A 25,602-nucleotide genomic window follows, 5' to 3' on the forward strand; every position below is an offset into this window, starting at 1 on the left:
GGCCCGGCCTTTTGCATTGTTGGGAACCCCTCGTCTGAAGGGCAAACCAGGCGCTGCAACAGCGCCTGGCCAGGCTTATTTGCCGCCGCGCGCCTGCGCCACGGCGCCCTGCACATCCTTCCACAGGCTTTCACCCACGTTGGCGGCAATGCTGGCGTTCACGGCACCCAGCTTTTCACGCATGCGGTTGGCCTCGGCGGCAGGCAGTTCGTTGACCTGCATGCCCTTGCCCTTCAGATCCGCCAGCGCCTTGTCGGCTTCGGCGCGCGTGTCCTGGCGCTCGAAGTCGCGGCTTTTCTTGGCGGCGTCGAGCAGCACCTTCTGCTCGGCCTTCGAGAGGCCATCCCAGTACTTCTTGCTCACCAGCACGATCCAGGGGCTGTAGACGTGGTTGGTCACGGTGAGGTACTTCTGCACCTCGTAGAACTTGCTCGACAGGATGGTGTTGTAGGGGTTCTCCTGGCCGTCCACCGTCTTGGTTTCGAGGGCGGTGAAGAGTTCGGAGAACGGCAGCGGCACGGCGTTGGCGCCCAGGGTCTTGAAGCTGTCGAGGAACACGTTGTTCTGCATCACGCGCAGCTTGACGCCGTCCATGTCTTCCAGCTTGGTGATGGCGCGCTTGTTGTTGGTGAGGTTGCGAAAGCCGTTCTCCCAGTACACGAGGCCCACCAGGCCTTTTTCCTGCAGCTTGTCCATCACCTTCTGGCCCACGGGGCCGTCGAGCACGGCGTCGGCCTCCTTGGCGTTGTTGAACAGGAAAGGCGTGTCCCAGATCGCCATTTCCTTGGTGATGCCCACCAGCGTGGCGGTGGAGCCCACCATCATCTCCTGCGCGCCGCCGATCAGCGCCTGCTGCATCTGCACATCCGAGCCCAGCGCGGCTGCGCCGATGGCGCGAATCTTCATCTTGCCACCCGAGGCCTTTTCGACCTCTTCCGCAAACAGCTTGGTGGCACGGCCCTGGTTGGAGGCCTCATTGAGGCCATAGCCGAAGCGGACGATGCGCGGCTTGAAGTCTTGCGCAGCCACCTGGAACGAGCAGGTGATGGCGGCCACCGACAGGGCGGCCAGCAGGGTACGGCGGAAAGTTTTCATGGTTGTCTCCATTGTGGTGAGGGAGGAAAGAACGGGGGAAAATCAAAAGAGCAAAGGTGATCGAAACCGTCACGCGCGAGACCAGCGCCCCCGTGCAAGGGCCGCCCCGCCGCACCGGGGGCGTCCCCCTCCCGACTCGCGCAGCGAGCCGAGAGAGGGGGAAGGCGCGAAGCGACTCAGGGGGTGCTTCATCTCATCTCAGCCAGACGACGGGCGCCGTCACGATCTGGGGAAACACGACCAGCAGCGCCAGGATCAGCACATAGGTGATCAGGAACGGGTTCACCCCCTTGATGACGCTGTGCATCGAGATGCGGCCCACGCCGGCCACCACGTTGAGCACGGTGCCCACGGGCGGCGTGATGAGGCCGATGGCGCCGTTGAGCACGAACATCAGGCCGAAGTACACCGGGTCGATCCCCGCTTTGACGGCGATGGGCAGCATCACGGGCGCGAAGATCAGGATGGTGGGTGTGAGGTCCAGCGCCGTGCCGATCAGCACCAGCACGATCATCATCACAGCCATCAGAAGGCGCGGGTTCTCCACCAGCGGGCCGAGCCAGCTGGTCAGCACGTTGGGCAGGTCGGCCAGCGTGATCATGTAGCTGGCCACCTGGGCGCCAGCACACAGGAACATCACGATGGAGGTCGTCTTGGCCGCCCGCACCAGCACGCCGTAGATGTCGGCCAGCTTCATCTCGCGGTGGATGAACAGCGCCACCACCAGCGCATAGAACGCAGCCACCACGGCGGCCTCGGTGGGCGTGAACACGCCCGTCTTCATGCCCCCGATGATGATGAGGGGCATCAGCATGGCCCAGAAGGCGCGCACCGTGGCACGCAGGCGGTCCTTCATGGGCAGGGGTTCGCCCTGCGGCAGGTCCATGTCGCGCAGCACCCAGCGCCACGCAAAGATCAGGCCCACGCCCATCATCAGCCCCGGCACGATGCCCGATACGAACAGCGCCGAGATCGAGGTGTTGGTCGTCACGCCATAGATCACAAACGGCATGGACGGCGGGATGATGGGCGCGATGATGCCGCCCGAGGCGATCAGCCCGGCCGAGGTGTTCATCGGGTAGCCCTGCTGGCGCATCATGGGCAAGAGGATGGTGGCCAGCGCGGCCGTATCGGCCAGCGCCGATCCGCTCATGCTGGCCATCAGCACCGCCGCGCCAATGGCCACGTAGCCCAGACCGCCCCGGATATGCCCCACCCAGGCCTGGGCCATGTCGATGATGCGGCGGCTGATGCCGCCCGAGTTCATCAGCTCACCGGCCAGGATGAAGAACGGCACGGCCAACAGAGGAAAGCTGTCCACCCCCGCCACCAGGTTCTGGGCGAGCAGTTGCGCGTCCCAGAAGTCGAGCACCCAGGCCATGCCGGCGCCCGTGAGCACCAGGGCCAGGCCCATGTTCATGCCCGTGCCCATCAGCACCAGCATGCCCAACGAAAAAACGATAAAAGCCTGCGCTTCGGGTCCCATGGCCATCATCACTTACTCCACCTCAGCGCCGTGACCGAGGTCCAGCGGCTTGCGTTGAATCAACTCAATGGTCGCCATCACACCAATGGCCACCGCACACAAAAAAGCCGGCAGCGGCAGCAGGGCCGCCGGGTAGGCCATGACCACCGAGCGGCTGCCCATGCCCACCACCACCTGCTGCCAGGCGCCCCAGGCCAACATGGCGCTCGCGGCCATCACCAGCAGCCGGATCACGGCGGTGAGCACGCCAAACGCCACGGGGCGCTTGGCCAACAGGCCCGCCAGGCTGGTGAAAGCCATGTGCTCGCCTGCGGGGTAGGCCGCAGCCGCCCCGATGAAGACCATCCAGACAAACAGCAGGCGCGAGAGTTCTTCGCTCGCGGCCACGCCGCTGCCAAAGCCGTAGCGCAGCACCACGTTGATGAACACGGCCACGGCCATCACGCCCAGGCAGCCGGCCATCAGCAGCTGGGAGGTTCTGGCAAAGCGGCTTTCGGGCGCCGGGGCCTCGGTGTGTGCGGGGGAATTCATGCGGTCTCCTTCGTGGCAATCCAGGCCGATGCCTGCTGCTGCAGGGTGGGCAGGTCCTGCAGGGCATCCAGGCGCAGCACACCGGCTTCGCCCACGGGCGACTCCAGCGTGGCGAACTGGCTGTCCACCAGCGCGCTGGAAAAGAAATGGGTGCCGGCCCGGGCCGCCACGCGCTGGCCTGCGCTCGTGCGGTCAATCTCCAGAAAAGCGAAGCGCAGCCCGGGGCAGGCGCTGCGCAAACGGTCCCGGTACGCCTTCTTGAGCGCCGAACAGGTCAGCACCACCCCCTGGGGCTGGGCCTGCAGCAACTGCCCCAGCGTGGCCAGCCAGCCCTCGCGGTCTGCGTCGGTCAGGGCAATGCCCTGGCGCATTTTTTCACGGCTCGCGGGGCTGTGGTGATCGTCCCCTTCAATCAGGGGCAGGTCTTCGGCCTGGGCCAGTGCCGCCCCCAGGCTGGACTTGCCACAGCCAGCCACCCCCATGACGACCAGAAAAACCGATGACGGCGTAAAACTCATATTGGTAGCGCTATCCAATTGATCCAAAAAAATGCACCTCTGCAGATGCCGCCAAAATCCGGGGGCTGATTCAGCAAACTTGCTAAAAAAGCGCTCGTTACCTTGCCCAGGCTTTTGGACAGCGCTATCCTAACCAGATCAACACCCATCCCGATGAGGGTTAACCCTTGAACAAATCCGAAACCCGGCGCCGCTCCAGCGGGCGCACCACGCTGAGCGACGTGGCCAAGGCGGCAGGCGTCAGCCCCATCACGGCATCCCGGGCGCTGCGCGGCGAGCGCGGCGTGGCACAGGAGCTGGTGCAGCGGGTCAAGGATGCGGCCCAGCAACTGGGTTATGTGCCCGACCCCGCCGCGCGTGCGCTGGCCTCGCAGCGCAGCGTGCAGGTGCCGGTGCTGGTGCCCCTGCTGTCCAACGCACTGTTTGTGGACGTGCTCGAATCCGTGCACCGCACGCTGTTCCCCGAGGGCTACCAGGCCCTGATCGGCGTGACCCACTACGACCCGCAGGAGGAGGAGCAGTTGCTGCGCACCTACCTCGCCCACCGCCCGGCGGGCCTGCTGGTCACCGGCTTTGACCGCACCGAAGCCGCGCGCCAGCTGATTGCGGCCAGCGGCGTGCCCTGCGTGCACCTGATGGAAATGACCCCCGCCCCGGGCGTGTTCTGCGTGGGGTTTTCGCAGCAGGACGCGGGCCACAGCATGACGGCCCACCTGCTGGCGCGCGGCTATCAAAACGTGGCCTTTGTCGCCGCCCAGCTCGACCCGCGCACCATGCAGCGCGCCGAGGGCTACCGCCGCTGCCTGCGCGAAGCAGGCCGCTACGCCCCCCGGCTGGAGCTGCTGAGCCCCCAGCCTTCGTCGATGCGCCTGGGCGGCGAGCTGCTGGAGGAGTTGCTGCGCACCCGCCCGGGCGTGGATGCCGTGTTCTTCTGCAACGACGACCTGGCCCAGGGCGGCCTGCTGGCCGCGCAGCGCCTGGGCCTGTCGGTGCCGGGTCAGGTGGCGATTGCGGGCTTCAACGACCTGGCCGGCAGCGACCAGATGCTGCCGCCGCTGACCACCGTGCGCACGCCCCGCTCGGCCATCGGCGAAGCCAGCGCGCGCATGCTGCTGGCCCTGATGCGCGGCGAAGTGCCTGCACACAACTCGGTGGATCTGGGCTTTGAGCTGACGGTGCGCGAGAGCACGTAAGCCCCCCTGAGCCGCTGCGCGTCTTCCCCCAAGGGGGGGACGCCACCCGTGGCCTGGCAAAGCCAGTTCCACGGTGGCACTGGCGATGACGCCGCGCCAGCTTCAAGGCCGGCGGAAAATGCAGCGCAACTCAGACCGCCGCCAACGCCCGGCTGGACGACGATGCGCCCTGGCTGCCCTTCATCTCCTTGCGCAGCGCCACCGCATCGCGCACCTGCGCTGGGGCCGACGCGTCGATGCGGAACACCTGCACGGTCTCGGTCATGGTTTGCGCCTGGCCGTTGAGCTGCATGGCCGAGGCGGCGTTTTCTTCCACCAGCGCCGCGTTCTGCTGCGTGATGGTGTCCAGCTGCGCGACGGCCGAGTTGACCTGCGAGATGCCGCTGAGCTGCTCGCTCGAGGCGCTGTGGATCTCGCCGATCAGCGTGTTCACGCGGCGCACCAGCTCCAGCGACTCGGCCATGGTCTTCTGCGCGGCATCGGTCTTTTCGTGGCCCTCGCTCACCTTGTTGGCAGAGTCGTCGATGAGCTGGCGGATCTCCTTGGCTGCCGACTGCGTGCGGTGCGAGAGGCTGCGCACCTCCGACGCCACCACGGCAAAGCCGCGCCCCTGCTCACCCGCACGCGCCGCCTCTACTGCCGCGTTCAGCGCCAGGATGTTGGTCTGGAACGCGATCGAGTCGATGAGCTGCGTGATCTCGCTGATGCGGCCGGACGCCGTCTGGATCTGTTTCATGGTGTCGGCCACACCATCCACGGCGGCACTGCTGCGCTCGGAGACCTGCGTGGCCTGCGTGGCCAGCACGGTGGCCTGGCGGGCGGATTCGGCCGTCTGCTTGACGGTGCCGGTGATCTCTTCCATCGACGCCGCCGTCTGCTGCAGGTTGCTGGCCTGCGCCTCGGTGCGGGACGACAGGTCCTGGTTGCCCTGCGCGATCTCACGGGTGGAAACCTGCATGTGCTCGCTCTCCTGGCTCGCATCGCGCACGATGGACAGCAGGTTCACGTTGAGCTGCGCCAGCGCCTTTTGCAGCTGGCCCATGGTGTCGGTGCGGGTGGCCGAGAATTTCTGCGTGAGGTCGCCCGCCGCCATCCGGTTGGCCCAGCCCAGCATCTCCAGCAAAGGCAGCACCGTGACCCGGTGCAGGTAGGCCGCCATGGCGATCGCGGCCACCACCACAGCCGCCCACGCCACGCCCGCGCCCAGGGTCATGGAGTGCCCGCCCAAGGCGGCCGCCCCCCACGACAGCAGGACCAGCAGCAAGGTGCACAAGGCGATCTTGCCCAAAGGGCCCGGGCTCAGCGCCATCATCAGGCGGCCCGCCCAGGTGTTCTTGATCAATTGCCCCCCGCGCAGCACATGCACCAGCGCGCCGGCCTGCTTCTCGGTCTGCATGGTGCGGTAAAGCTGCTCGGCCCCCTGGATCTGCTCGCGCGAGGCCTCGGTGCGCACCGACATGTAGCCCGTGGGCTGGTCGCCCTGCATGAGCGGCGTGACGTTGGCCATCACCCAGTAGAAGGTGCCGTCCTTGCGCCGGTTCTTGACCGGTGCCGACCAGGGGATGCCTTTGTCGATGGTCTCCCACATGTCACGGAACGCCTCCTCGGGCATGTCCGGGTGCCGGATCATGTTGTGGGGCTGGCCCAGGAGTTCTTCTTTTTCGTAGCCGCTGACCTCGATGAACATCGGGTTGCAGTACAGGATGCGACCCTTGAGATCGGTGGTGGACACCAGGGTCTGGCCTTTGGGAAACGCAAATTCTTGCGTGCTGACCGGCAGATTGACGCGCATGAAACCCCTCCTTGTGAAAAACCTTGTCACCCCAGAAAAAACTGAACTGAAAAAAGCCTCGGAAAAGTCGGGTTGATCCTATGGCGAAAAAAATGTTTCGCAACAGTTAAATCGCCACGCGCTGCGTTTTCACCAAAAGAGTGCATCGATCCAACACCCTGCCCCAAAGCGCTGCAACCCCACCACCACGCAATTCAATTTTTGTAGCAACAAATTGAATATGGACGTGCGGTAGCGGCTATTTCTATCAAACACCCCAAAGAAGCAAACCTGGCACGGGCATTGCTTTCATTCTGGCAACGGCCAACGTGGGCCGTGTGTCAGCCCGGTGCAACGGCGGATTGGGCGAACAGGACGTCGGCGTCTTCATGGAGTGCAACCAGGCTGCAAGGCCTGCGCGTTCCGTGCAGGCGCTTTTTTGTTTTTGCCCCGGCTGAAGGTGTTCCTGCAGCCCCTTTGCGCAAGATTGCCATGCTTCATTTCCGCGAGTTCCTCAAGTCCGGCCACGCGCCCACGCTGTGGTCGTCCTTTCTCTATTTCGGCTTCTCCTGCGCGGTCTGGGTCATCAACGGTGCCATGGCCCCGTTCATCCGCGAGAGCTTCCAGCTCACCCCCACGCAGATGGGCATGATGCTGTCCATCCCCATCTTTGCCGGTGCGCTCATGCGCTTTCCGCTGGGCATCCTGGCGCAGTACATCGGCCGCAAACGTGCCACGCTGGTCGAAATGGCGGGCATCTTTGTCGCCATGGGCTATGGCTACCTGTTCGTGCACACCTACAACGACCTGCTGGCCATGGGCCTCCTGCTGGGCGTGGCCGGGGCCAGCTTTGGCGTAGCGCTGTCGCTGGGCTCGGGCTCGTTCCCGCCGCGCTACAAGGGCCTGGCCATGGGCATCGTGGGCGCTGGCAACGTGGGCACGGCCGTGGCCGCCCTGCTGGCCCCGGCGCTGGCCCAGAAGTTCGGCTGGCAGGCCGTGTATGGCTTTGCCGCCGTGAGCGTGGCCGTGCCCGCCATCGTGATGGCGGTGTACGCCCAGGAGCCGCCCGACCTGGCGGCCCATTCGAGCTTTCGCGAGCACATTGCCTGCCTGTTTGAAAAAGACGGCTGGGCGTTCAGCCTGATCTACGCCGTGACCTTTGGCGGCTTCATCGGCCTCACCACCTTTTTGCCCAGCTATTTTTATGACCAGTTCAACGTGAGCAAGGTGCAGGCGGGCCAGCTCACGATGATGGCGGCCTTTCTGGGTGCGGCGCTGCGCGTGTTTGGCGGCTGGCTGTCGGACCACTGGGGCGGCGTGAACACGCTCACCGGCGTGCTGGCCATCACGGCCGTGAGCATGGTGCTGTGCGGCCTGGCCGAGAACTCGCTGCCCATCACCATGCTGCTGTTCCTGGTGTGCTTTGCAGCCCTGGGCGCGGGCAATGGCGCGCTGTTCCAGCTGGTGCCCCTGCGCTGGCCGCTGACCACGGCCGTGGCCGGCTCGATGATTGGCGAGATCGGCGCCCTGGGCGGCGGCTTCATCCCCAACGGCATGGGCATCTCGCGCCAGTACACCGGCACCTACCTGTGGGGCTTTGTGGGCATCGCGGTGTGCGCGCTGGCCATGCTGGTGCTGCTGCGCGTGATGCAGATCCGCTGGACGCGGACATGGGCAGAAAAGGGCGGTCGGGCACGCAGTGCCTGAGCTGGCGCAGCCAGCCAATGCGCAGCATTGCCCGCACTTTCGCTAGAAGGGTGGACGTGCGCGCAGCGCGTGAACGGCGTAGCCGTTAAGGCGCACAGCGCCTTTCCATCTTTCGCATCTCCCAACCGTTCAGGCTGAGCCTGTCGAAGCCTAGCACCGGGCTTCGACAGGCTCAGCCCGAACGGTGGGTCGATATTCAAAAGGAAAACAGGCCTCTGCGCTGATCCAACAAGCGCAAGCAGCTATTCTTTTAGGAGTAACTCCAACGCCCCACCCCTACCGCGGCAAAAACAGCAGCCAGTAAATCAGCAGCAGGTTCACCAGCACACTCACGGCCAGTGCGATCTTCCACAGGGCCGTGGCGTCGCGCTGCATCAGCGGCTGCGGGCCGGGGGCTGACAGGGGGCGGGACGCGCCACGCTCCAGCGCCAGCAGCAGCTCCTCGGCCGTTTCAAAGCGCTGTGCGCGCTGGCGCGCCACGGCCTTCAGGGCGATCTGGTCCAGCCAGATGGGCACGCCGGGGTTGTGGCGGCTGGGGGGCAGCGGGTCGCGGTGGTAGCGACCCAACTGGTACTGCACCACCTCGCCATAGGGCAGGCGCCCCTGGCTCAGCAGCTGGTAAAGCGTGACGCCCAGCGCAAACAGGTCGCTGCGCGCATCGGGCAACTGCCCCTCGGTGTCGCCGCTTTTTTCGTAGCCCGGCCATTGCTCGGGGTTCATGTAGCTGGGGGTTCCCGCGTGCAGCTGGCGCGTGGCCTCAGGTTCGCGGCCGGACAGGGCCACGCCCAGGTCCAGCACGCGCAGCACGCCATCGTCGCCCAGGTGCAGGTTGTCGGGCTTGATGTCGCGGTGCACCACCCCCTGGCGGTGCAACCAGCCCAGCACCTGCGCCGCCTGCATCACCACGGCCACGGCCTGGGTCACGCCCAGGTGCTGGCGGCTGCGCAGGCGCAGGCCCAGGGTGGCGCCCGCGTGCCAGTCGTACAGCAGGTAGAACGCGCTGGCGCCCTCGCCTTCCTGCCCTTCGCCCACAGGCCAGGTGTTGAGCCGCGCCAGGTGGGCGGCGGCCTGGCCCGACTGCATGCGCCGCGCCACCCAGGCCTCGTGCGCCAGCGTGGCGCGCTCCTCGGCATCGTGCGCGCGCGTGGGCAGCAGGGTCTTGAGGGCATAGAGGCGCTGCGTGGCCGGGTCGCGCACCTGGTAAATGCGGTGGATGCCGCTGTCGGCCACCAGGGCCGTCACCACCAGGCCATCGACCGGGTCGCCCACCTTGAGCAGGGGCAGCACGGGCAGGTCCTGCGCGCGGCGGGATTCGTCCTGCAGCGTGGCCTCCAGCGCGCCCTGCACGCGCACCACCAGCGCCGTCACGTTGTCGCTGCTGCCCCGGCGCAGCGCGGCCTGCACCAGCTCGTCGCTGAGCGCCTGCGCCGCCACGCCCTCCTGGCGCAGCAATTGCCGCAGCTCGCGCTCGGGCAGGCTGCCATGTACGCCGTCGGACAGCAGCACGAACAGATCGCCGCTGTGCAGCTCGCCCTGGCTGTAGTCCACCACCACATGGTCATCGAGCCCCATGGCGCGGGTGAGCTGGTGCGCAAAGTCCCGCTGCGCCATCACATGGTCGGCCGTGAGCTGCTGCAGGCGCCCGCCGCGCAGCAGGTAGGCGCGGGTATCGCCCACATGGGCCAGCGTGTACGACTGGCCGCGCAGCACCAGCGCGGTGAGCGTGGTCAGGCCCACGGCGGGCTGGCGGCGCCGGTTCATGGACGCGAGCCAGCCGTTGTGCGCGCTGAGGATGCGGTCCAGCGCCACGGTGGTGTCCCAGGTCTCGGGGGTGGCGAAGTAGTCGCCCACCAAGGTGCTCACCGTGGTCTGGGCGGCCTCGCGGCCCTTGCCGCCCGTGCTCACGCCATCGGCAATGGCGGCGATGGCGCCGCGCTCACGGTCGCGCCCCTGCCCCACCACCAGGGCGGCAAAGTCCTCGTTCACCTCATTGCGGCCGGCCAGCGAGGCCTGGCCCACATCCAGTTCAAAGCTCATGCACCAGCTCCATGCAGGTTTTGTGCCCAAGGTGGTGCATGCCGGGGCGCGCCCGTCCACCCACCCCGGCGCCCTCGGCGGCCCCCGCCCCGGCCCGCGCCCCGGGGCCACCCCAGATCAGTGCACAGCATCTGGCACGGCCATTGCTTAACAAAGGCAAGGGCCGGGCAGGCCCACGCAATTCAGCAGTGCAACGGCGCACGGAGGAGTTGCACGGACGAAGGCGTCCCCACATGCGGTTTCGAGACCTCGGAGCAGCATCGTGTGGACGCCTTTTTTGTTTTGCGCATCGCCCCGGCGATGGAACCGATGGAGTCATGATGAAAAAGCTCAAACTGGTGATGGTGGGAAACGGCATGGCCGGTGTGCGCACGCTGGAAGAGCTGCTCAAGATCGCCCCCGATCTGTATGACATCACGGTGTTCGGTGCCGAGCCCCACCCCAACTACAACCGCATTCTGCTGTCCCCGGTGCTGGCGGGCGAGCAGACCATCGACGAGATCATCCTCAACGACTGGTCGTGGTATGCCGACAACCACATCACGCTGCACACCGGCTTCACCGTGACCGACGTGGACCGCGTGCGCCGCGTGGTGCGCGCCACCGGCAAAGACGGCGATGTGATCACCGCCGAATACGACCGCCTCATCATGGCCACGGGCTCCAACCCGTTCATCCTGCCGATCCCCGGCAAAGACCTGAAGGGCGTGCTGGCCTACCGCGACATTGCCGACACCCAGGCCATGATCGACGCGGCCGCCACGTACAAGCATGCCGTGGTCATCGGCGGCGGCCTGCTGGGCCTGGAGGCCGCCAACGGCCTCATGAAGCGCGGCATGCAGGTCACCGTGGTGCATGTGGGCGACTGGCTCATGGAGCGCCAGCTCGACGACGTGGCCGGCAAGATGCTGGAGAAGTCGCTGCAGGAGCGCGGCATGCAGTTCCTCATGGGCGCGCAGACGCAGGAGCTGGTGGGCAATGCCGACGGCCGCGTGGCCAGCGTGAAGTTCAAGGACGGCACCCAGGTGCCTGCCGACCTGGTGGTGATGGCCGTGGGCATCCGCCCCAACACGCAGCTCGCCGAAAAAATGCGCCTGCACGTGAACCGGGGCATTGTGGTCAGCGACACGCTGCAGACCACCACCGACGCCCGCATCTACGCCGTGGGCGAATGCGCCGCGCACCGGGGCATTGCCTATGGCCTGGTGGCCCCGCTGTTCGAGCAGGGCAAGGTGCTGGCCAACCATTTGGCCGAGTTCGGCATCGGCCGCTACCAGGGCTCGCTCACCTCCACCAAGCTCAAGGTCACGGGCATCGACCTGTTCTCGGCCGGCGACTTCCAGGGCGGCGAGGGCACCGAAGAAATCGTGATGAGCGACCCCTTTGGCGGCGTGTACAAGAAGCTGGTACTCAAGGACGACAAGCTGGTGGGCGCCTGCCTGTATGGCGACACGGTGGACGGCAGCTGGTACTTCAAGCTGCTGCGCGATGGCCGCAGCGTGACCGACCTGCGCGACAAGCTCATGTTCGGCGAATCGCACCTGGGCGACACGGGCCACCAGGGCCAGAGCAAGGCTGCCGCCATGGAAGACAGCGACGAGGTCTGCGGCTGCAACGGCGTGACCAAGGGCGCGATCTGCAAGGCCATCAAGGACAAGGGCCTGTTCACGCTCGACGAAGTGCGCAAGCACACCAAGGCCAGCGCCAGCTGCGGCTCGTGCACCGGGCTGGTGGAGCAGATCATCATGTTCACGGCGGGCGGCGACTACAGCGCCACGCCCAAGACCAAGCCCATGTGCGGCTGCACCGACCACGGCCACCAGGCCGTGCGCGACGCGATCCGCGGCAGCAAGCTGGTCAGCATTGCCGAGGTGTTCAAGTTCATGGAATGGAAGACGCCCAATGGCTGCGCCACCTGCCGCCCGGCCGTCAACTACTACCTCATCAGCACCTGGCCCAAGGAGGCCCGGGACGACCCGCAAAGCCGCTTCATCAACGAACGCAGCCACGCCAACATCCAGAAGGACGGCACCTACAGCGTCATTCCGCGCATGTGGGGCGGCGAGACCACGGCCGACGAGCTGCGCCGCATTGCCGACGTGGTGGACAAGTACAAGATCCCCACCGTCAAGGTCACGGGCGGCCAGCGCATCGACCTCTTGGGCGTGAAGAAGGAAGACCTGGTCAATGTCTGGAAGGACATCGGCATGCCCAGCGGCCACGCCTATGCCAAGGCCCTGCGCACCGTCAAAACCTGCGTGGGCAGCGAGTGGTGCCGCATGGGCACCCAAGACAGCACGCAGATGGGCAAGGACCTGGAAAAAGCCATGTGGCGCATGTACGCGCCGCACAAGGTGAAGTTTGCCGTGAGCGGCTGCCCGCGCAACTGCGCCGAAGCCGGCATCAAGGACGTGGGCATCATCGGCGTGGACAGCGGCTGGGAGATGTACGTGGCCGGCAACGGCGGCATCAAGACCGAAGTGGCGCACTTCTTCACCAAGCTGAAAACCGCCGAGGAAGTGCTGGAGTACACCGGCGCGTTCTGCGAGCTGTACCGCCAGGAGGGCTGGTACCTGGAGCGCACCGTGCACTACGTGGACCGCGTGGGCCTCGATTACGTGAAAAAGCGCATCCTCGACGACCACGCAGGCCGCAAGGCGCTGTGGGAGCAGCTGCAGTTTGCGCTGGATGGCGAGCCCGATCCCTGGTTCGAATTCGACAAGGCGGCCGTGGACACGCGCCAGTTTGCGCCCCTGGGCGCCTGACCGGAAAAGAAGGAACCCACCATGCAACGCCGCACACTTCTGACTTCCGCCGGCTACACCACGGCCTGGGGCGCCCTGGGCCTTCTGGTCCCGGCCGGCAGGGCCCAGGCCGAGGTGGCCGACCTGAACGACGCCATCAACAAGGCCGGCCGCCAGCGCATGCTGAGCCAGCGCATGGGCAAGGCCTGGCTGGCCCTGGCCCACAAGGCCGACACCCCAGCGGCGCGCGCCGTGCTGGACCAGTCCCTGGCCCTGTTCGAGCGCCAGCTGGGCGAATTGAAGGCCTATGCCCCCTCGCCCGCCATCCGCGACACCTATGTGAAGCTCGAAGGCGCCTGGGCCGACCACAAGGCCACGCTGACAGGCGCCACGCCCTCGCGCGATGGTGTGGCCGCGCTGCTGCAGGCCGATGCCAAGGTGCTGGCCCTGGCCCACCAGGGCACGTCGCAGTACGAGGTGGCCCTGGGCAAACCCGTGGGTTACCTCGTGAACGTGGCCGGGCGCCAGCGCATGCTGAGCCAGCGCATGGCCAAGTTCTGCCTGTCGGCCATGCTGGGGGTGGACACCGCCGCCGCCACCACCGAGATCGCCAAGGCCCGCGACGAATTCCTGAAAGCCACCGAGCTGCTGCGCAACGCCCCCCAGGCCACCGCGCGCATCCGCCAGGAGCTGCTGCTGGCAGACGGCCAGTGGGTGTTCTTCGACGCCGCCTTGCAGCGACTGGGCAACGCCAGCAACACCTTCCGCCAGGTGTCTGAAGTGTTCGTGAGCAGCGAAAACCTGCTGGCCAGCATGGACCGCGTGACCGGCATGTATGCCGCGCTCGGCACCTAAGCATCTGCCACCCACTGCAACAGGCCGCCACCGAGTCCGCCCCACGCCACCACAAAAATCCCAAGGACCATCCCCATGACCACGACCCACCCCGCCCCCGATTGGAAGCTCATCTGCAGCGTGGACGACATCCCCGTGCTGGGCTCGCGCCGCGTGGCGCGCCCAGCAGGGCTGGACGTGGCGGTGTTCCGCAACGATGCCGGCGGCGTGTTTGCGCTGCTGGACCGCTGCCCCCACAAGGGCGGCCCGCTGTCGCAAGGCATCGTTTTCGGCACACAGGTGGCCTGCCCCCTGCACAACTGGACCATCGGGCTGTGCGATGGGCAGGCATCCGCCCCCGACGAGGGCTGCACCCCCAAGTTTGCGGTGAAGGTGGAGAACGGCGCGGTCTACCTGGACACCCACGAACTCGCCACGCTGGCCACCGACCTCGCCCGCCCCGTCGCGGGGCCTGCCCGGCGGGCAAGCCCCGCGTGAACGGCGGCATGCCCCGGCCACGCCACCACCGATAGCGCTACAAAATCAGTAGCGCATTGCGCACAGCAGACAAGCGCTTGCGCCCCACAAAGATCCCATACCCAGGTCCACCGCCATGCAAGAAACAAAATCCACCTGCCCCTACTGCGGCGTAGGCTGCGGCGTGATCATCGAAAGCAACGGCCCCCAGATCACCGGCGTGCGGGGCGACCCGAACCACCCCGCCAACTTCGGCCGCCTGTGCACCAAGGGCTCGACCCTGCACCTCACGGCCAGCAGCCCCATCACGCTGCAGACCCGGCTGCTGCAACCTCAGCAGCGCCTGCAGCGCAGCGATGCGCCGCGCGCCCTCTCGTGGGACGCTGCCCTGGGGCTGGCCACCGAGAAGTTTGCCCACACCATAGAGCAGCACGGCCCCGACGCCGTGGGCTTTTACGTCAGTGGCCAGCTGCTCACCGAGGACTACTACGTCTTCAACAAACTCGCCAAGGGCCTGATCGGCACCAACAACATCGACACCAACTCGCGCCTGTGCATGAGCAGCGCCGTGGCGGGCTACAAGCAGACCCTGGGCGCCGACGCACCGCCCGCCTGCTACGACGACGTGAAGCACGCGCAGTGCCTGTTCATCGTGGGCAGCAACGCGGCCTGGGCGCACCCCATCCTGTTCCGGCGCATTGAAGACGCACGCGCCGCCAACCCCGGCATGAAGGTCATCGTGGCCGACCCGCGCCGCACCGACACGGCCGGCATGGCCGACCTGTTTTTGCCCATCCAGCCGGGCAGCGACGTGATGCTGTTCAACGGCATGCTGCACCTGATGCTGTGGGAGGGTTGGACGGATGCCGAGTACATCGCCGCGCACACCACGGGCTTTGACGAACTCAAGGCGCTGGTGCGCGACTACACGCCCGAGCGCGTGGCGCAGACCTGTGGCATCTCGGTGGCCGACCTGACCACGGCAGCCAAGTGGTTCGCGACCTCGAAAGCGACTTTGAGCCTGTACTGCCAGGGCCTCAACCAGAGCAGCAGCGGCACGGCCAAGAACGCCACGCTCATCAACCTGCACCTAGCCACAGCGCAGATCGGCAAACCCGGCGCGGGCCCGTTCAGCCTGACCGGTCAACCCAACGCCATGGGCGGGCGCGAGGTGGGCGGCCTGGCCAACCTGCTCAGTGCCCACCGTGATCTGGCCAACCCCCAACACCGTGCCGAGGTGGCCGCGCTGTGGGGCGTGGCCGATGTGCCATCCCAGCCTGGAAAGACGGCCGTGGAGATGTTCCAGGCCGCCGCCGACGGCGAGATCAAGGCCCTGTGGATTGCCTGCACCAACCCCGCGCAGAGCATGCCCGATCAGGCCACGGTGCGCCGCGCGCTGCAGCGTGCCGAGTTTGTGGTGGTGCAGGAGGCCTTTGCCACGGCCGAAACCGCGCGGTATGCCGACCTGCTGCTGCCCGCCACCACCTGGGGCGAAAAGACCGGCACCGTGACCAACAGCGAACGCCGCATCTCGCGCGTGCGCCCCGCCGTGCCCGCGCCCGGCCAGGCGCGCCACGACTGGGCCATTGCGGTGCAGTTTGCGCACCAATTGGAGGCACGCCTGCGCCCCGGCCAGCCCACGCTGTTCCCCTACGCCACGGACGCCGCCGATGCGGGTGCCGAAACCGTGTGGAACGAGCACCGCGAGAGCACCCGCGGGCGCGACCTGGACATCACCGGCCTGTCGTGGGAGATGCTCGAATCCCAGGGCCCCCAGCAATGGCCGTGTCCTTCGGACCCGGCCGGCGGCGGCAATGTGGACGGCAACGCGACCGCGTTGCCGGCCCGAAGGCACGACTTCGGCAAGGCCCGCCTGTACGAAGACGGCGTCTTCCCCACGGCCGATGGCCGTGCGCGTTTTGCGGCCCACGCCTGGCAGCCCCTGGCCGAGCAGCGCGAATCGCGCTACCCCTTCAGCCTGACCACGGGCCGCCTGCGCGACCAGTGGCACGGCATGACCCGCACCGGCACCCTGGGCCGCCTGTTCGGCCATGTGGCCGAGCCCAGCGTGCAACTGCACCCGCAGGACATGGAGCGGCGCGGCCTGAAAAACGGCGACCTGGTCTATGTGACGAGCAAGCGCGGCACCATCGTGGTGCCTGCACAGGGCGATGCCACCGTGGGCCTGTCGCAGGCCTTCATGGCCATGCACTGGGGCAGCGAATTTCTGAGCGGCTGCTCCTCCACCGGCGAACGCCTGGCGGGCGTGAATGCGCTCACCACCTCAGCCTATTGCCCCACTTCCAAGCAACCTGAACTCAAGCACGCGGCCGTGAAGGTGCTCAAGGCCGAGCTGCCCTGGACGCTGCTGGCCATGGCCTGGCTGCCCGCCGACAGCGCCCAGGCCACGCGCGAAGCGCTGTCTGCGCTGATGGCGCAGTTCCCGTTTGCGAGCTGCGTGCCCTTCAGCAACAACACACCACTGGGCGAACCCGGCCGCGAGCGCGTGGGCGTGCTGCTGCGCGCCGCCGCGCACGAAGCCCCGCCGGACGCCACGGTGGAACGCATCGAATCCCTGATGGGCCTGGCCAGCACCGACACGCTGCGTTATGCCGATAAAAAACGCGGCCAGCGCCGCGCCGCGCGGCTGATGCGCCGGAGTGACACCACCACGCTGGAAGGCATCGTGCTGGCGGGCGACACCAGCGCCGAAGGCTGGCTCAAGACCCTGCTGCAGGAAGAGCTGCCCGCCCAGACCTACGGCCGCCTGCTGCTGGTGCCCGGCGCCAAGGCCCCCGTGGCCGTGCAGTCGCGTGGCAAATCGGTGTGCACCTGCTTCAACGTGACGGATGCCGCCATCACCACCGAGCTGGCACGCTGCCACGGCACCGACGACGACCGCCTGGCGCAGCTGCAGGGCAAGCTGCGCTGCGGCACGAACTGTGGATCGTGCCTGCCTGAACTGAAACGCATGGTGCGCGCCACCGGTCCCCTGGCGTCCAAACCTCTGGCGCAGGCCACCATATAACCAAAAGTTCTCTGGGTTGCGAGAAAATCAGCACCCCCCCCACGAAGTCACCGAGCCCCCATGGCCATCGCCCAGTACATCAAGGAAATCGGCCGCGGCGCGCGCGGCGCCAAGCCGCTGTCGCGCGAGCAGGCCACCGACCTGTTCGGCCAAGTGCTGGATGGCCAGGTGAGCGACCTGGAGATCGGCGCCTTTTGCCTGGCCATGCGCATCAAGGGCGAGACCTCGGAGGAAATGTGCGGCTTTCTCGATGCCACGCACCAGCGCCTGGCCCTGCTGCCCGCCACCGACCGCCCGCTCATCGTGCTGCCCAGCTACAACGGCGCGCGCAAGCTGCCCGTGCTGACCCCGCTGCTGGCGCTGCTGCTGGCGCGTGAGGGCCTGCCCGTGCTGCTGCACGGCATGCGCACCGAGGCGCGCCGCATTCTGGCATCGGATGTGCTTCTATGGCTTGATGTACCAGCCCTAACAGCTCCCGAAGAGATAGCAAACGGCCAAGTGCGCCACATCCACACCCAGCACCTGCACGCGGGCTTGGCGCGCCTGCTGGCCGTGCGTGAGGTGGTGGGCCTGCGCAACCCGGGGCACAGCGTGGCCAAGCTGATGAGCCCCTGCGCGGGGGCGTCGGTGGTCGTCACCGCCTACACCCACCCGGAATACTTCGAAATGCTGCAGGCCACCTTCCGCACGCTGGGCATGAGTGCCTTGCTCTCGCGCGGACTGGAAGGCGAGGTCGCCACCGACCCGCGCCGCACGCCGCGCTACGACGGCTTCGTGCACGGCGCGCACCAGGTGCTGGAGGCGCAGCAGCCCGGCACCGCCAGCGAGGTGCCCGGCCTGCCCGCCGAGATCGACGTGGCCACCACGGCGGCCTACACGCGCCGCGTTCTGGCCGGCGAGCTGCCGATTCCTCCCGCCATCGAGCGGCAGGTGGAACATATCTTGCGACTGGCTGATCAAACCGTTTCGGAGACATCCCCATGAGCCGCCCCACGCCCCCCCGCCCCCAGCCTTCCACCCCAACGCACCTGGGCAGCGGCGGCAGCTGCACTCTGGTGGGCGCCGGCCCGGGCGACCCGGAACTGCTGACGATCAAGGCCCTGAAGGCCATCCAGGCGGCCACCGTGCTGCTGGTGGATGACCTCGTGAGCGACGCCATCGTGGCCCACGCCGCACCCACGGCCCGCATCGTCTATGTGGGCAAGCGTGGCGGCTGCAAAAGCACGCCGCAGGCCTTCATCGAAAAACTCATGCTCATGGCCGTGCGCGAGGGCGAGAACGTGGTGCGCCTCAAGGGGGGTGATCCGTTCATCTTTGGACGCGGCGGCGAAGAGGTGGAGCACCTGCGCGCCGCCGGTGTGCAGGTCAGCGTCATCAACGGCATCACGGCGGGCCTGGCCGGGCTCACCTCGCTGGGCGCCCCGCTCACGCACCGCGAACATGCGCATGGCGTGGTCTTCATCACCGGCCATGCCAAGCCGGGCGACGCGGGCACCGACTGGCAGGCCCTGGCCCGCACGGCCCGCGACGCCAGGCTCACGCTCGTGATCTACATGGGCGTGAGCGGCGTCGCCACCATCGAGCAGGAACTGCTCGGCGGCGGCCTGCCCCCCGACACGCCCGTGGCCGTGATCCAGCACGCCAGCCTGCCCCACCAGCGCCATGCGGTCACCACGCTGGGCCGCCTGCACGCCACCATCACGCACGAAGGGCTGGCCAGCCCCTCGGTGATCGTGGTGGGCGATGTGGTGCGTGGCGTGGCATTGGCATCGCAGGATGCGGCGCAGGCGCCCCAGGCCTTGCGCGCCGGCTGAGCACAGCCCTTTCCATCTCTCGACCATCGGACGCAGCGCTGGGCCCAGCGCTGCGTCCGGGTTGCTGCACGCCTTTTTTCTGATCTCCATCCGCACTGCGCAACCCCACGTTGGCCCAGGTATTGCTTGACCGCAAGCATCTGAATGCCACAAGCACAAGGAACACCATGGCAGCCTTCCACGCCCCCGCACGCACCACCGGCATGCCCACGCTGTCTTCCACCCCCGCGGCAGCACCGCGCGACAACGGCATGTCGCTGGTCAACCTGGCTGCGCGCCAGCGCATGCTGTCGCAGCGCATGGTGCTGCAGACCGTGCTGGCCGCACGCGGCAGCGACCTGCACCTGAAAGCCGCACGCGGCACCCTGGCCCTGTTCACCGACAGCCAGGCGCGCCTGGTCGAAACACCGCGCCATCTGGACAACGGCAGCGCCGAAGTCATCCGCAAGGTGTACCAGGGCCCTGCAGGGGTGGGCACCACCATCGATCAATTTGCGCAGCAGGTGGACACCGCGCTCGGCCTGACCGAACGCCAGAGCCCGCGCGTGGAAGAGGCCCTGGCCCGGCTGGTGGAATCCACCGACGGCGTGCTGGATGCCCTCAACACCGCCACCACCGCGTTTGACCAGGTGGGCAAGGCCCGGTCCGAAACGCTGATGAAGGAACTCGCGGGCATCGTGGCCTCCATCCAGACCGTGGCCCGCGAGGCCAAGGTGGTCAGCTTCAACGCCCAGGTGATGGCCGCCCGCGCAGGCCAGCACGGCCGCGAATTTGCCGTGGTGGCCAACGTGCTGTCCGGCATCACCAGCGAGATCGACGGCCTGTCGCTGCAGGCGGTGTCGCTGGCCGGGCGCAGCCGCAGCGGCAACAACTGACGGCTGCCCGCAGGCCTGGGGCTTGTGGTTCTCCAAAAGTCGTGCGCACCTCAAAATCTGCGCAGAAACTCATGCATGTGCTTTTACAATTCGCGGGCCTGGGAAACGAGCCAGCGCGTGTCCCACCGGAAGGCCGCTGGAGGCGCTGCGAGGGAGGCATGCAGGCCCAAGGCGCACACCCTTTGCACCCTGGCCTGAATACAACAAAGACACACACCATGAAGCTGACAACCCTGTGCAAAAACCTCGCTTTGACCGGCTGCCTGCTGTTGGGCAGCGACATGGCCTGGAGCTATGCCATCCAGGCCGGCAAGGTGGTGAACGATGCAGGCCAGGCCGTGCAGCTGCGCGGCGTGAACTGGTTTGGTTTTGAAACCAACACCCATGTGGTGCATGGCCTGTGGGCCCGCAACTGGCAGGACATGATCACGCAGATGCAGGCGCAGGGCTTCAACGCCGTGCGCCTGCCGTTCTGCCCCGCCACGCTGCACGGTTCGGCCCCGCCCGACAGCATCGACTACGGCCGCAATGCCGACCTGCAAGGCCTCTCGGCCATCCAGGTCATGGACAAGGTGGTGGGCGAGCTGAGCGCACGCGGCATGTATGTGCTGCTGGACCACCACACCCCCGACTGCCAGACCATCAGCGAACTCTGGTACACCCCGGGCTACAGCGAGCAGCAATGGATCAGCGACCTGACCTTTGTGGCCCAGCGCTATGTGGGTGTCCCGGGCGTGATCGGCATCGACATCAAGAACGAACCCCATGGCGCCGCCACCTGGGGCACGGGCAACAACGCCACCGACTGGAACCGCGCCGCAGAGCGCGCCGCTGCCGCCGTTCTGCAGGTCGCACCGCAATGGCTGATTGCCGTTGAAGGCATCGGCGAGAACCCCGGCTGCTCGGGCAACAACGCCCACTTCTGGGGAGGCAACCTGGAGCCCCTGGCGTGCACGCCCCTGAACATCCCGGCCAACCGGCTGCTGCTGGCCCCGCACACCTACGGGCCGGATGTGTACGTGCAGTCGTACTTCAACGCCTCCGGCTTCCCTGGCAACATGCCCGCCATCTGGGACCAGCACTTTGGCCGCTTCGCGCAGGCCGGCCATGCCGTGGTGCTGGGCGAATTCGGCGGCAAGTATGGCCGGGGCGATGTACGCGATGTGCAGTGGCAAAACGCGCTGGTGGACTACCTCGTGGCCAAGGGCATGCGCAGCGGCTTCTACTGGTCGTGGAACCCCAACAGCGGCGACACCGGCGGCATCCTGGACGATGACTGGACCACCGTGCGCACGGACAAGGTGCAGCTGCTGCAGCGCCTCTGGGGTGACGGCGGTACAACGCCTGTGCCAACGCCAACCCCCACACCAACGCCGACACCCACTCCTACGCCCACACCGGTTGCCAACTTCTCGGTGGCGCAGACCGTGGACAGCGACTGGGGCTCGGGCTACTGCCAACGGGTCCAGGTCATCAACATGGGCAATGCCACCGGCAACTGGGCCATCACCGTCCCGGTGAGCGGCACCATCAACAACCTGTGGAACGCCACCTGGTCCCAGGCCGGCAGCACCCTGAGCGCCTCCGGCGTGAGCTGGAACCAGACCCTGGCCCCCCGGGCCACCGCCGAGTTCGGTTTCTGCGCCGCACGCTGAGCCGCTTTCGCCCAGATCGAACAGCCACAGAACAAGGGTCCCTGCCATGCAGGGGCCCTTTTTTCATTCCAGGTTCCGCCCTATCCCCCAGCGGTTTCACGCACCTGCCGGAAGCGCTCCGCCAGTTCCTTGCGCAAGGATTTGCGCAGCAGGGCGGCGTCCCAGCGGCGGCGCTCGTCCGGGCTGGAGGGCGACAACGGCGGCACCTGCACGGGTTTGCGCGATTCGTCCACGGCCACCATGGTGAAGAAGCAGCTGTTCACATGCCGCACCACCTGCGAGCGGATCTCTTCGGCCACCACCTTGATGCCCACCTCCATCGACGAGCTGCCCGTGTAGTTCACGCTGGCCAGAAAGGTCACCAGCTCGCCCACATGGATGGGCTGCAAAAACATCACCTGGTCCACGCTCAGCGTCACGGTGTAGCAGCCCGAATAGCGGCTGGCGCACGAGTACGCCACCTGGTCCAGCAGCTTGAGGATGGCGCCGCCGTGCACGTTGCCCGAAAAATTGGCCATGTCGGGCGACATGAGCACGGTCATGCTCAGTTGGTGTGATGGGATGTTCATGCCCCGATTTTAGGAAGCCCCATGCGCTGCCACACGCGAAAACAGCGCTATCGCGCCCTGGGTGGCGGCTTCGCTACACTCGCGCAGCGCCTGCCCTCCAGGCGCAAGGAGGACCCGATGATCGAACTAGAAAAACTCAACGAATTCACCGAAAGCCATGGTGCCTTGCGCACCGGCAAGGGGCTGGTGTCGGGCGTGATTGCGCTCACGCTGGCCATCCTGTGTTTTCTGGGCGTGCTGGCCTTTCACTTCCCTGAGTACCTGACCACGCCGCAGCTGCGCAAGAGCTATGACGTGTCGGTGATCCGCACCCTCATGCTGGCGGCCATGGCGATTGCGGGGGGCATCTCGCTGGTCAACATCCTGTTCAACCGCGCGCGCTGGCTGGCCGCGTTTGCCTTTGCCATGGTTGTGCTGACCGCCCTGCTGGGTGGGCACAAGGTCGAGGTGGACCCCAACTTCCCCGACAACACGCCCTACATCGGACTCGATTGGTTCATCCTGGACCTGCTGGGCAGCTCGCTGATCTTCATCTTCATCGAGAAACTGTTCGCGCTGCGCAAGGACCAGCCCATCTTCCGCGCCGAGTGGCAGACCGACTTCCACCACTTCATCGTGAACCACATGGTGGTGGGCTTCGTGCTGCTGGCCACCAACCTCATCGTGCACAGGTTCTTCGGCTGGGCGGCCAGCGACGGCATCCGCGGCTGGGTGCAAGGCCTGAACTTCTGGGTGGCGCTGTTCCTCATCGTGCTGGTGGCCGACCTGGTGCAGTACTGGACGCACCGCGCCTACCACGAGGTGCCCCTGCTGTGGCGCCTGCACGCCGTGCACCACAGCGTGAAAAGCATGGACTGGATGGCCGGCTCGCGCCAGCACATCCTGGAGCTGCTGATCACCCGCACGCTGGTGCTAGCGCCCATCTACGTGCTGGGTTTCAGCAAGGAAGTGATCGATGCCTACATCGTCATCGTGGGCTTCCAGGCCGTGTTCAACCATGCCAACGTGAGCGTGCGCCTGGGGCCGCTGCGCTACGTGCTGGTCACGCCCAACTTCCACCACTGGCACCACAGCCAGGACCAGGAGGCGCTGGACAAGAACTACGCCGCGCACTTTGCCTTCCTGGACTACCTGTTCGGCACCGCCGTGAAAAGCACCAAGCTCTGGCCCGAACACTACGGCGTGCTGGGCGACTACGTGCCCAACGGGTTCATCAAGCAGTTCAAGTTTCCGTTCACCTGGAAGGGCTGAACACCGGAGTCCCATGCAGCCGGCCTCGTCGGCTACAGCGCGCTGAGCTCCTCCTCCAATGCCCTGAGTTCGTCGCGCAGCTCCTGGGTGCGGGCCTCGCACGCAGCCCGGTCCTTGGCGGTGGCGGCCGCGCGGTCTTGCGCGAACAGCGTGCCCGGTGCAATGGTGCTGCGCCGCAGCGGGCCGGACTGGGTTGTCACCTCGGCGGGCTGCGCCGCGCATTCCCGCTGATTGCGCTCGACGGCCGCGCGCGCCTGGGGCACGCCCTGGGATTGCAGGTAATGCTTGCGCTGCCAGGCGGCGCCAAACACCCCCTCCTTCGCGGTGGAGGCACTGGGCGGGATGGGCGTCGCGCCCTGCACGGCAGGCCGCACCTCGATCTTCTCGCCCTCGCCCGCACAGGGCGCGTCCTGGAACGACACCTTGCCATCGGCGTCCGTGCATTTGTTGATGGCCCAGGCCGGGGCCAGAAAGCCCAGCGCCAGGGCGCAGGCGGCAAAGCGGATCGGAGTCATGGAGCGGTCCTCGGCGGATGGATGGCGCATGCTACCGCGCCCTGCTCGCCCTGCCGCCTGGGGCCTGGCGGAACGGCGGCTCGGCCCGTCCCTCCGCGCATGTCCCCCATTTGACGCGCCCCCGGTACAAACCCGGTGCATCGGCAGCCCGCCCCGCTCCTACCATCGCCGCACTTTGTGGCCATGGTGGCCGCTGCCAGGAGACGCTGTTTGATGAAAGCCCATGTTGCATTGCCCCCCACCAGCCCACAGGCTCCCCAGGCGCGCCGCCGCAGCGTGGTGCTGGCACTCGCAGGCGGCGTGGCCCTTGCGGGCCTGCCCGCCCAGGCGCAACCTGCGGCCGCAGGCAAGGGCGACATCCTCATTGGCCGCACCACGGCCTTGTCGGGCGGCATGGCGCCCTTTCTGGAGCCCATCCACGAAGGCCAGGACGCTGCCATCGACGACGCCAACGCCAAAGGCGGCATTGGGGGCCGCAAGATCCGCCTGGTGTCGCTGGACGACGGCTTCGACCCGCGCCGCGCGCTGGAAAACACCCGGCAACTGAGCGAAAAAGACGGCGTGCTGGCCCTGTTCGGCGTGGCGGGCACGTCGCAGGTGATGGCACTGCTGCCCTATCTCGCGCAGGCCAAACTGCCGCTGATCGGGGTCTACACCGGCAGCCCGGCCATCCGCGCGCAGCAGCACCCCTACCTGTTCACCACCCGCGCCAGCTATGCCGACGAGCTGGTGAAGATCGTGCGCAACCTGGTGGCCGTACAAAGCTCGCGCATTGCGGTCGCCTACGAGAACAACGACTTCGGCAAGCTGCTGCTGCCGCTGGTCGAAAAGACCATTGCAGCCGAGGGCGCCACGCTGGCCGGCACGCATGCGCTGGCCTCCAGCGGAGAAGACGCCACCGATGCCGCCAAGGCCCTGGCGACCCACAAGCCCACGGCCGTGCTGCTGGTGGCCGCGGGCCCGCCCGTGGTGGCCTATGTGCGGGCCAACCGGGCCCACCTGGGTGTGCCGGTCTACACCCTGTCGCTGGGCGCGGGCACGGCCGTGCTCAAGGCGCTGGGGGACGACGCACGCGGCCTGGCCGTGGCACGCACCGGCCCGCCGCCCAACAAACCCACGATGGCACTCACGCGGGACTTCCAGGCGTCCATGAAACGCCGCGACAAACCCGTGGACTACGACCGCTACACCGGCTACATGGACGCGCGCGTACTCATCGAAGGCCTGCGCGCCGCCGGGCCCGGCGTCACACGGGCCAGCCTCGCCCAGGCCATGGAAAGCCTGGGCGCCCTGGACCTGGGCGGCTTTGGCTACCAGTTCAGCGCGCAGAACCACCATGGCTCCAACTACGTGGACATCGCCGTGGTGGGGTCTGGCGGGGTGTACCGGCAGTAGGGACGCACCTGCGCGCCCCTCCGGGCTGCGCAGCATGCCGTCCAGCGCCCCACATGGCCTCGCCGTGCAGCGCCGGCCAGCACCTCGCCATGCACCGGCCCGTTGTG

The 25,602-nt window shown here is 67.1% G+C and carries 20 protein-coding genes; 12 read left to right on the forward strand and 8 right to left on the reverse strand.

The window, feature by feature from the left end:
* Window positions 1-75 precede the first annotated feature (75 nt).
* The 4 genes from DBV10_RS15585 to DBV10_RS15600 all read right to left on the reverse strand — a co-directional run bounded on the left by DBV10_RS15585 (window position 76) and on the right by DBV10_RS15600 (window position 3,594).
* The gene (locus DBV10_RS15585; protein ID WP_124514528.1) at window positions 76-1,095 is read right to left on the reverse strand and encodes a TRAP transporter substrate-binding protein; all 1,020 of its coding nucleotides are present in this window, start codon (window positions 1,093-1,095) and stop codon (window positions 76-78) included.
* 193 nt (window positions 1,096-1,288) lie between these two features.
* Window positions 1,289-2,581, reverse strand: coding sequence for a TRAP transporter large permease (locus DBV10_RS15590; protein ID WP_124514563.1), 1,293 nt, complete (start codon window positions 2,579-2,581; stop codon window positions 1,289-1,291).
* Window positions 2,582-2,593: 12 nt separating this feature from the next.
* Window positions 2,594-3,112 carry a TRAP transporter small permease gene (locus DBV10_RS15595; protein WP_124514529.1) on the reverse strand — a complete coding sequence of 173 codons (519 nt, stop codon included), beginning with the start codon at window positions 3,110-3,112 and terminating at the stop codon, window positions 2,594-2,596.
* Entirely contained in the window at window positions 3,109-3,594 is a 486-nt protein-coding gene (locus tag DBV10_RS15600) for a gluconokinase (protein WP_124514564.1), read from the reverse strand. The genes DBV10_RS15595 and DBV10_RS15600 overlap by 4 nt, the downstream gene beginning before the upstream one ends.
* 203 nt (window positions 3,595-3,797) lie before the next feature.
* Here DBV10_RS15600 and DBV10_RS15605 point away from each other — a divergent pair, with 203 nt between their 5' ends.
* Window positions 3,798-4,823 carry a LacI family DNA-binding transcriptional regulator gene (locus tag DBV10_RS15605; protein ID WP_124514530.1) on the forward strand — a complete coding sequence of 342 codons (1,026 nt, stop codon included), beginning with the start codon at window positions 3,798-3,800 and terminating at the stop codon, window positions 4,821-4,823.
* 130 nt (window positions 4,824-4,953) lie between these two features.
* On the opposite strand, the gene DBV10_RS15610 is transcribed toward DBV10_RS15605, so the two are convergent.
* The gene (locus tag DBV10_RS15610) at window positions 4,954-6,615 is read right to left on the reverse strand and encodes a PAS domain-containing methyl-accepting chemotaxis protein (RefSeq protein WP_124514531.1); all 1,662 of its coding nucleotides are present in this window, start codon (window positions 6,613-6,615) and stop codon (window positions 4,954-4,956) included.
* Between the two features lie 471 nt (window positions 6,616-7,086).
* Between DBV10_RS15610 and DBV10_RS15615 the strand changes: the two genes are divergently transcribed.
* The gene (locus DBV10_RS15615) at window positions 7,087-8,301 is read left to right on the forward strand and encodes a nitrate/nitrite transporter (RefSeq protein WP_124514532.1); all 1,215 of its coding nucleotides are present in this window, start codon (window positions 7,087-7,089) and stop codon (window positions 8,299-8,301) included.
* A gap of 276 nt (window positions 8,302-8,577) precedes the next feature.
* On the opposite strand, the gene DBV10_RS15620 is transcribed toward DBV10_RS15615, so the two are convergent.
* Window positions 8,578-10,338 (reverse strand): bifunctional protein-serine/threonine kinase/phosphatase, encoded by a 1,761-nt coding sequence (locus tag DBV10_RS15620; RefSeq protein WP_124514533.1) that lies wholly within the window; start codon window positions 10,336-10,338, stop codon window positions 8,578-8,580.
* A 320-nt stretch (window positions 10,339-10,658) separates the two neighbouring features.
* Here DBV10_RS15620 and nirB point away from each other — a divergent pair, with 320 nt between their 5' ends.
* The 8 genes from nirB (at window position 10,659) to DBV10_RS15660 (ending at window position 21,765) form a co-directional block, all read left to right on the forward strand.
* Complete coding sequence (nirB, locus tag DBV10_RS15625; protein WP_124514534.1) at window positions 10,659-13,103, forward strand: nitrite reductase large subunit NirB; 2,445 nt, start codon at window positions 10,659-10,661, stop codon at window positions 13,101-13,103.
* Between the two features lie 21 nt (window positions 13,104-13,124).
* Window positions 13,125-13,937, forward strand: coding sequence for a type IV pili methyl-accepting chemotaxis transducer N-terminal domain-containing protein (locus DBV10_RS15630; protein WP_124514535.1), 813 nt, complete (start codon window positions 13,125-13,127; stop codon window positions 13,935-13,937).
* Between the two features lie 75 nt (window positions 13,938-14,012).
* Window positions 14,013-14,414, forward strand: coding sequence for a nitrite reductase small subunit NirD (nirD, locus tag DBV10_RS15635; protein WP_124514536.1), 402 nt, complete (start codon window positions 14,013-14,015; stop codon window positions 14,412-14,414).
* A 115-nt stretch (window positions 14,415-14,529) separates the two neighbouring features.
* The gene (locus DBV10_RS15640) at window positions 14,530-17,421 is read left to right on the forward strand and encodes a nitrate reductase (protein WP_124514537.1); all 2,892 of its coding nucleotides are present in this window, start codon (window positions 14,530-14,532) and stop codon (window positions 17,419-17,421) included.
* A gap of 60 nt (window positions 17,422-17,481) precedes the next feature.
* Entirely contained in the window at window positions 17,482-18,405 is a 924-nt protein-coding gene (gene ybiB, locus DBV10_RS15645) for a DNA-binding protein YbiB (RefSeq protein WP_124514538.1), read from the forward strand.
* Window positions 18,402-19,235, forward strand: coding sequence for a uroporphyrinogen-III C-methyltransferase (gene cobA / locus DBV10_RS15650; RefSeq protein WP_124514539.1), 834 nt, complete (start codon window positions 18,402-18,404; stop codon window positions 19,233-19,235). Before ybiB ends, cobA begins: the two co-directional genes overlap by 4 nt.
* A 167-nt stretch (window positions 19,236-19,402) precedes the next feature.
* Window positions 19,403-20,110, forward strand: a complete 708-nt coding sequence (locus DBV10_RS15655) for a type IV pili methyl-accepting chemotaxis transducer N-terminal domain-containing protein (RefSeq protein WP_124514540.1) — start codon at window positions 19,403-19,405, stop codon at window positions 20,108-20,110.
* A gap of 218 nt (window positions 20,111-20,328) precedes the next feature.
* Window positions 20,329-21,765, forward strand: coding sequence for a cellulase family glycosylhydrolase (locus DBV10_RS15660; protein WP_124514541.1), 1,437 nt, complete (start codon window positions 20,329-20,331; stop codon window positions 21,763-21,765).
* 80 nt (window positions 21,766-21,845) lie between these two features.
* Here DBV10_RS15660 and DBV10_RS15665 read toward each other — a convergent pair whose 3' ends face one another.
* A complete protein-coding gene (locus DBV10_RS15665) occupies window positions 21,846-22,334 on the reverse strand; it encodes an acyl-CoA thioesterase (RefSeq protein WP_124514542.1) in 489 nt (162 codons plus the stop codon).
* 117 nt (window positions 22,335-22,451) lie between these two features.
* On the opposite strand from DBV10_RS15665, the gene DBV10_RS15670 reads away from it, so the two are divergent.
* A complete protein-coding gene (locus DBV10_RS15670) occupies window positions 22,452-23,585 on the forward strand; it encodes a sterol desaturase family protein (RefSeq protein WP_124514543.1) in 1,134 nt (377 codons plus the stop codon).
* Between the two features lie 32 nt (window positions 23,586-23,617).
* Here DBV10_RS15670 and DBV10_RS15675 read toward each other — a convergent pair whose 3' ends face one another.
* Window positions 23,618-24,100, reverse strand: coding sequence for a DUF4124 domain-containing protein (locus DBV10_RS15675; protein ID WP_124514544.1), 483 nt, complete (start codon window positions 24,098-24,100; stop codon window positions 23,618-23,620).
* A 213-nt stretch (window positions 24,101-24,313) separates the two neighbouring features.
* On the opposite strand from DBV10_RS15675, the gene DBV10_RS15680 reads away from it, so the two are divergent.
* Complete coding sequence (locus DBV10_RS15680) at window positions 24,314-25,495, forward strand: ABC transporter substrate-binding protein (RefSeq protein ID WP_124514545.1); 1,182 nt, start codon at window positions 24,314-24,316, stop codon at window positions 25,493-25,495.
* Window positions 25,496-25,602: the final 107 nt, after the last annotated feature.

Origin of the sequence: Acidovorax sp. FJL06 (assembly GCF_003852545.1) — a bacterium.
Classification (GTDB): Bacteria; Pseudomonadota; Gammaproteobacteria; order Burkholderiales; family Burkholderiaceae_C; genus Acidovorax.

Bases quoted from the DNA above. Each gene is read 5' to 3' on its own strand.
- nirB (WP_124514534.1), top strand. From the start codon at position 10,659: ATGAAAAAGCTCAAACTGGTGATGGTGGGAAACGGCATGGCCGGTGTG.
- ybiB (WP_124514538.1), top strand. From the start codon at position 17,482: ATGGCCATCGCCCAGTACATCAAGGAAATCGGCCGCGGCGCGCGCGGC.
- DBV10_RS15600 (WP_124514564.1), bottom strand. From the start codon at position 3,594: ATGGGGGTGGCTGGCTGTGGCAAGTCCAGCCTGGGGGCGGCACTGGCC.
- DBV10_RS15630 (WP_124514535.1), top strand. From the start codon at position 13,125: ATGCAACGCCGCACACTTCTGACTTCCGCCGGCTACACCACGGCCTGG.
- DBV10_RS15610 (WP_124514531.1), bottom strand. From the start codon at position 6,615: ATGCGCGTCAATCTGCCGGTCAGCACGCAAGAATTTGCGTTTCCCAAA.
- DBV10_RS15670 (WP_124514543.1), top strand. From the start codon at position 22,452: ATGATCGAACTAGAAAAACTCAACGAATTCACCGAAAGCCATGGTGCC.
- DBV10_RS15585 (WP_124514528.1), bottom strand. From the start codon at position 1,095: ATGAAAACTTTCCGCCGTACCCTGCTGGCCGCCCTGTCGGTGGCCGCC.
- DBV10_RS15655 (WP_124514540.1), top strand. From the start codon at position 19,403: ATGGCAGCCTTCCACGCCCCCGCACGCACCACCGGCATGCCCACGCTG.
- DBV10_RS15665 (WP_124514542.1), bottom strand. From the start codon at position 22,334: ATGAACATCCCATCACACCAACTGAGCATGACCGTGCTCATGTCGCCC.
- DBV10_RS15640 (WP_124514537.1), top strand. From the start codon at position 14,530: ATGCAAGAAACAAAATCCACCTGCCCCTACTGCGGCGTAGGCTGCGGC.
- DBV10_RS15590 (WP_124514563.1), bottom strand. From the start codon at position 2,581: ATGGGACCCGAAGCGCAGGCTTTTATCGTTTTTTCGTTGGGCATGCTG.
- DBV10_RS15595 (WP_124514529.1), bottom strand. From the start codon at position 3,112: ATGAATTCCCCCGCACACACCGAGGCCCCGGCGCCCGAAAGCCGCTTT.
- cobA (WP_124514539.1), top strand. From the start codon at position 18,402: ATGAGCCGCCCCACGCCCCCCCGCCCCCAGCCTTCCACCCCAACGCAC.
- DBV10_RS15680 (WP_124514545.1), top strand. From the start codon at position 24,314: ATGAAAGCCCATGTTGCATTGCCCCCCACCAGCCCACAGGCTCCCCAG.
- DBV10_RS15660 (WP_124514541.1), top strand. From the start codon at position 20,329: ATGAAGCTGACAACCCTGTGCAAAAACCTCGCTTTGACCGGCTGCCTG.
- DBV10_RS15620 (WP_124514533.1), bottom strand. From the start codon at position 10,338: ATGAGCTTTGAACTGGATGTGGGCCAGGCCTCGCTGGCCGGCCGCAAT.
- DBV10_RS15675 (WP_124514544.1), bottom strand. From the start codon at position 24,100: ATGACTCCGATCCGCTTTGCCGCCTGCGCCCTGGCGCTGGGCTTTCTG.
- DBV10_RS15615 (WP_124514532.1), top strand. From the start codon at position 7,087: ATGCTTCATTTCCGCGAGTTCCTCAAGTCCGGCCACGCGCCCACGCTG.
- nirD (WP_124514536.1), top strand. From the start codon at position 14,013: ATGACCACGACCCACCCCGCCCCCGATTGGAAGCTCATCTGCAGCGTG.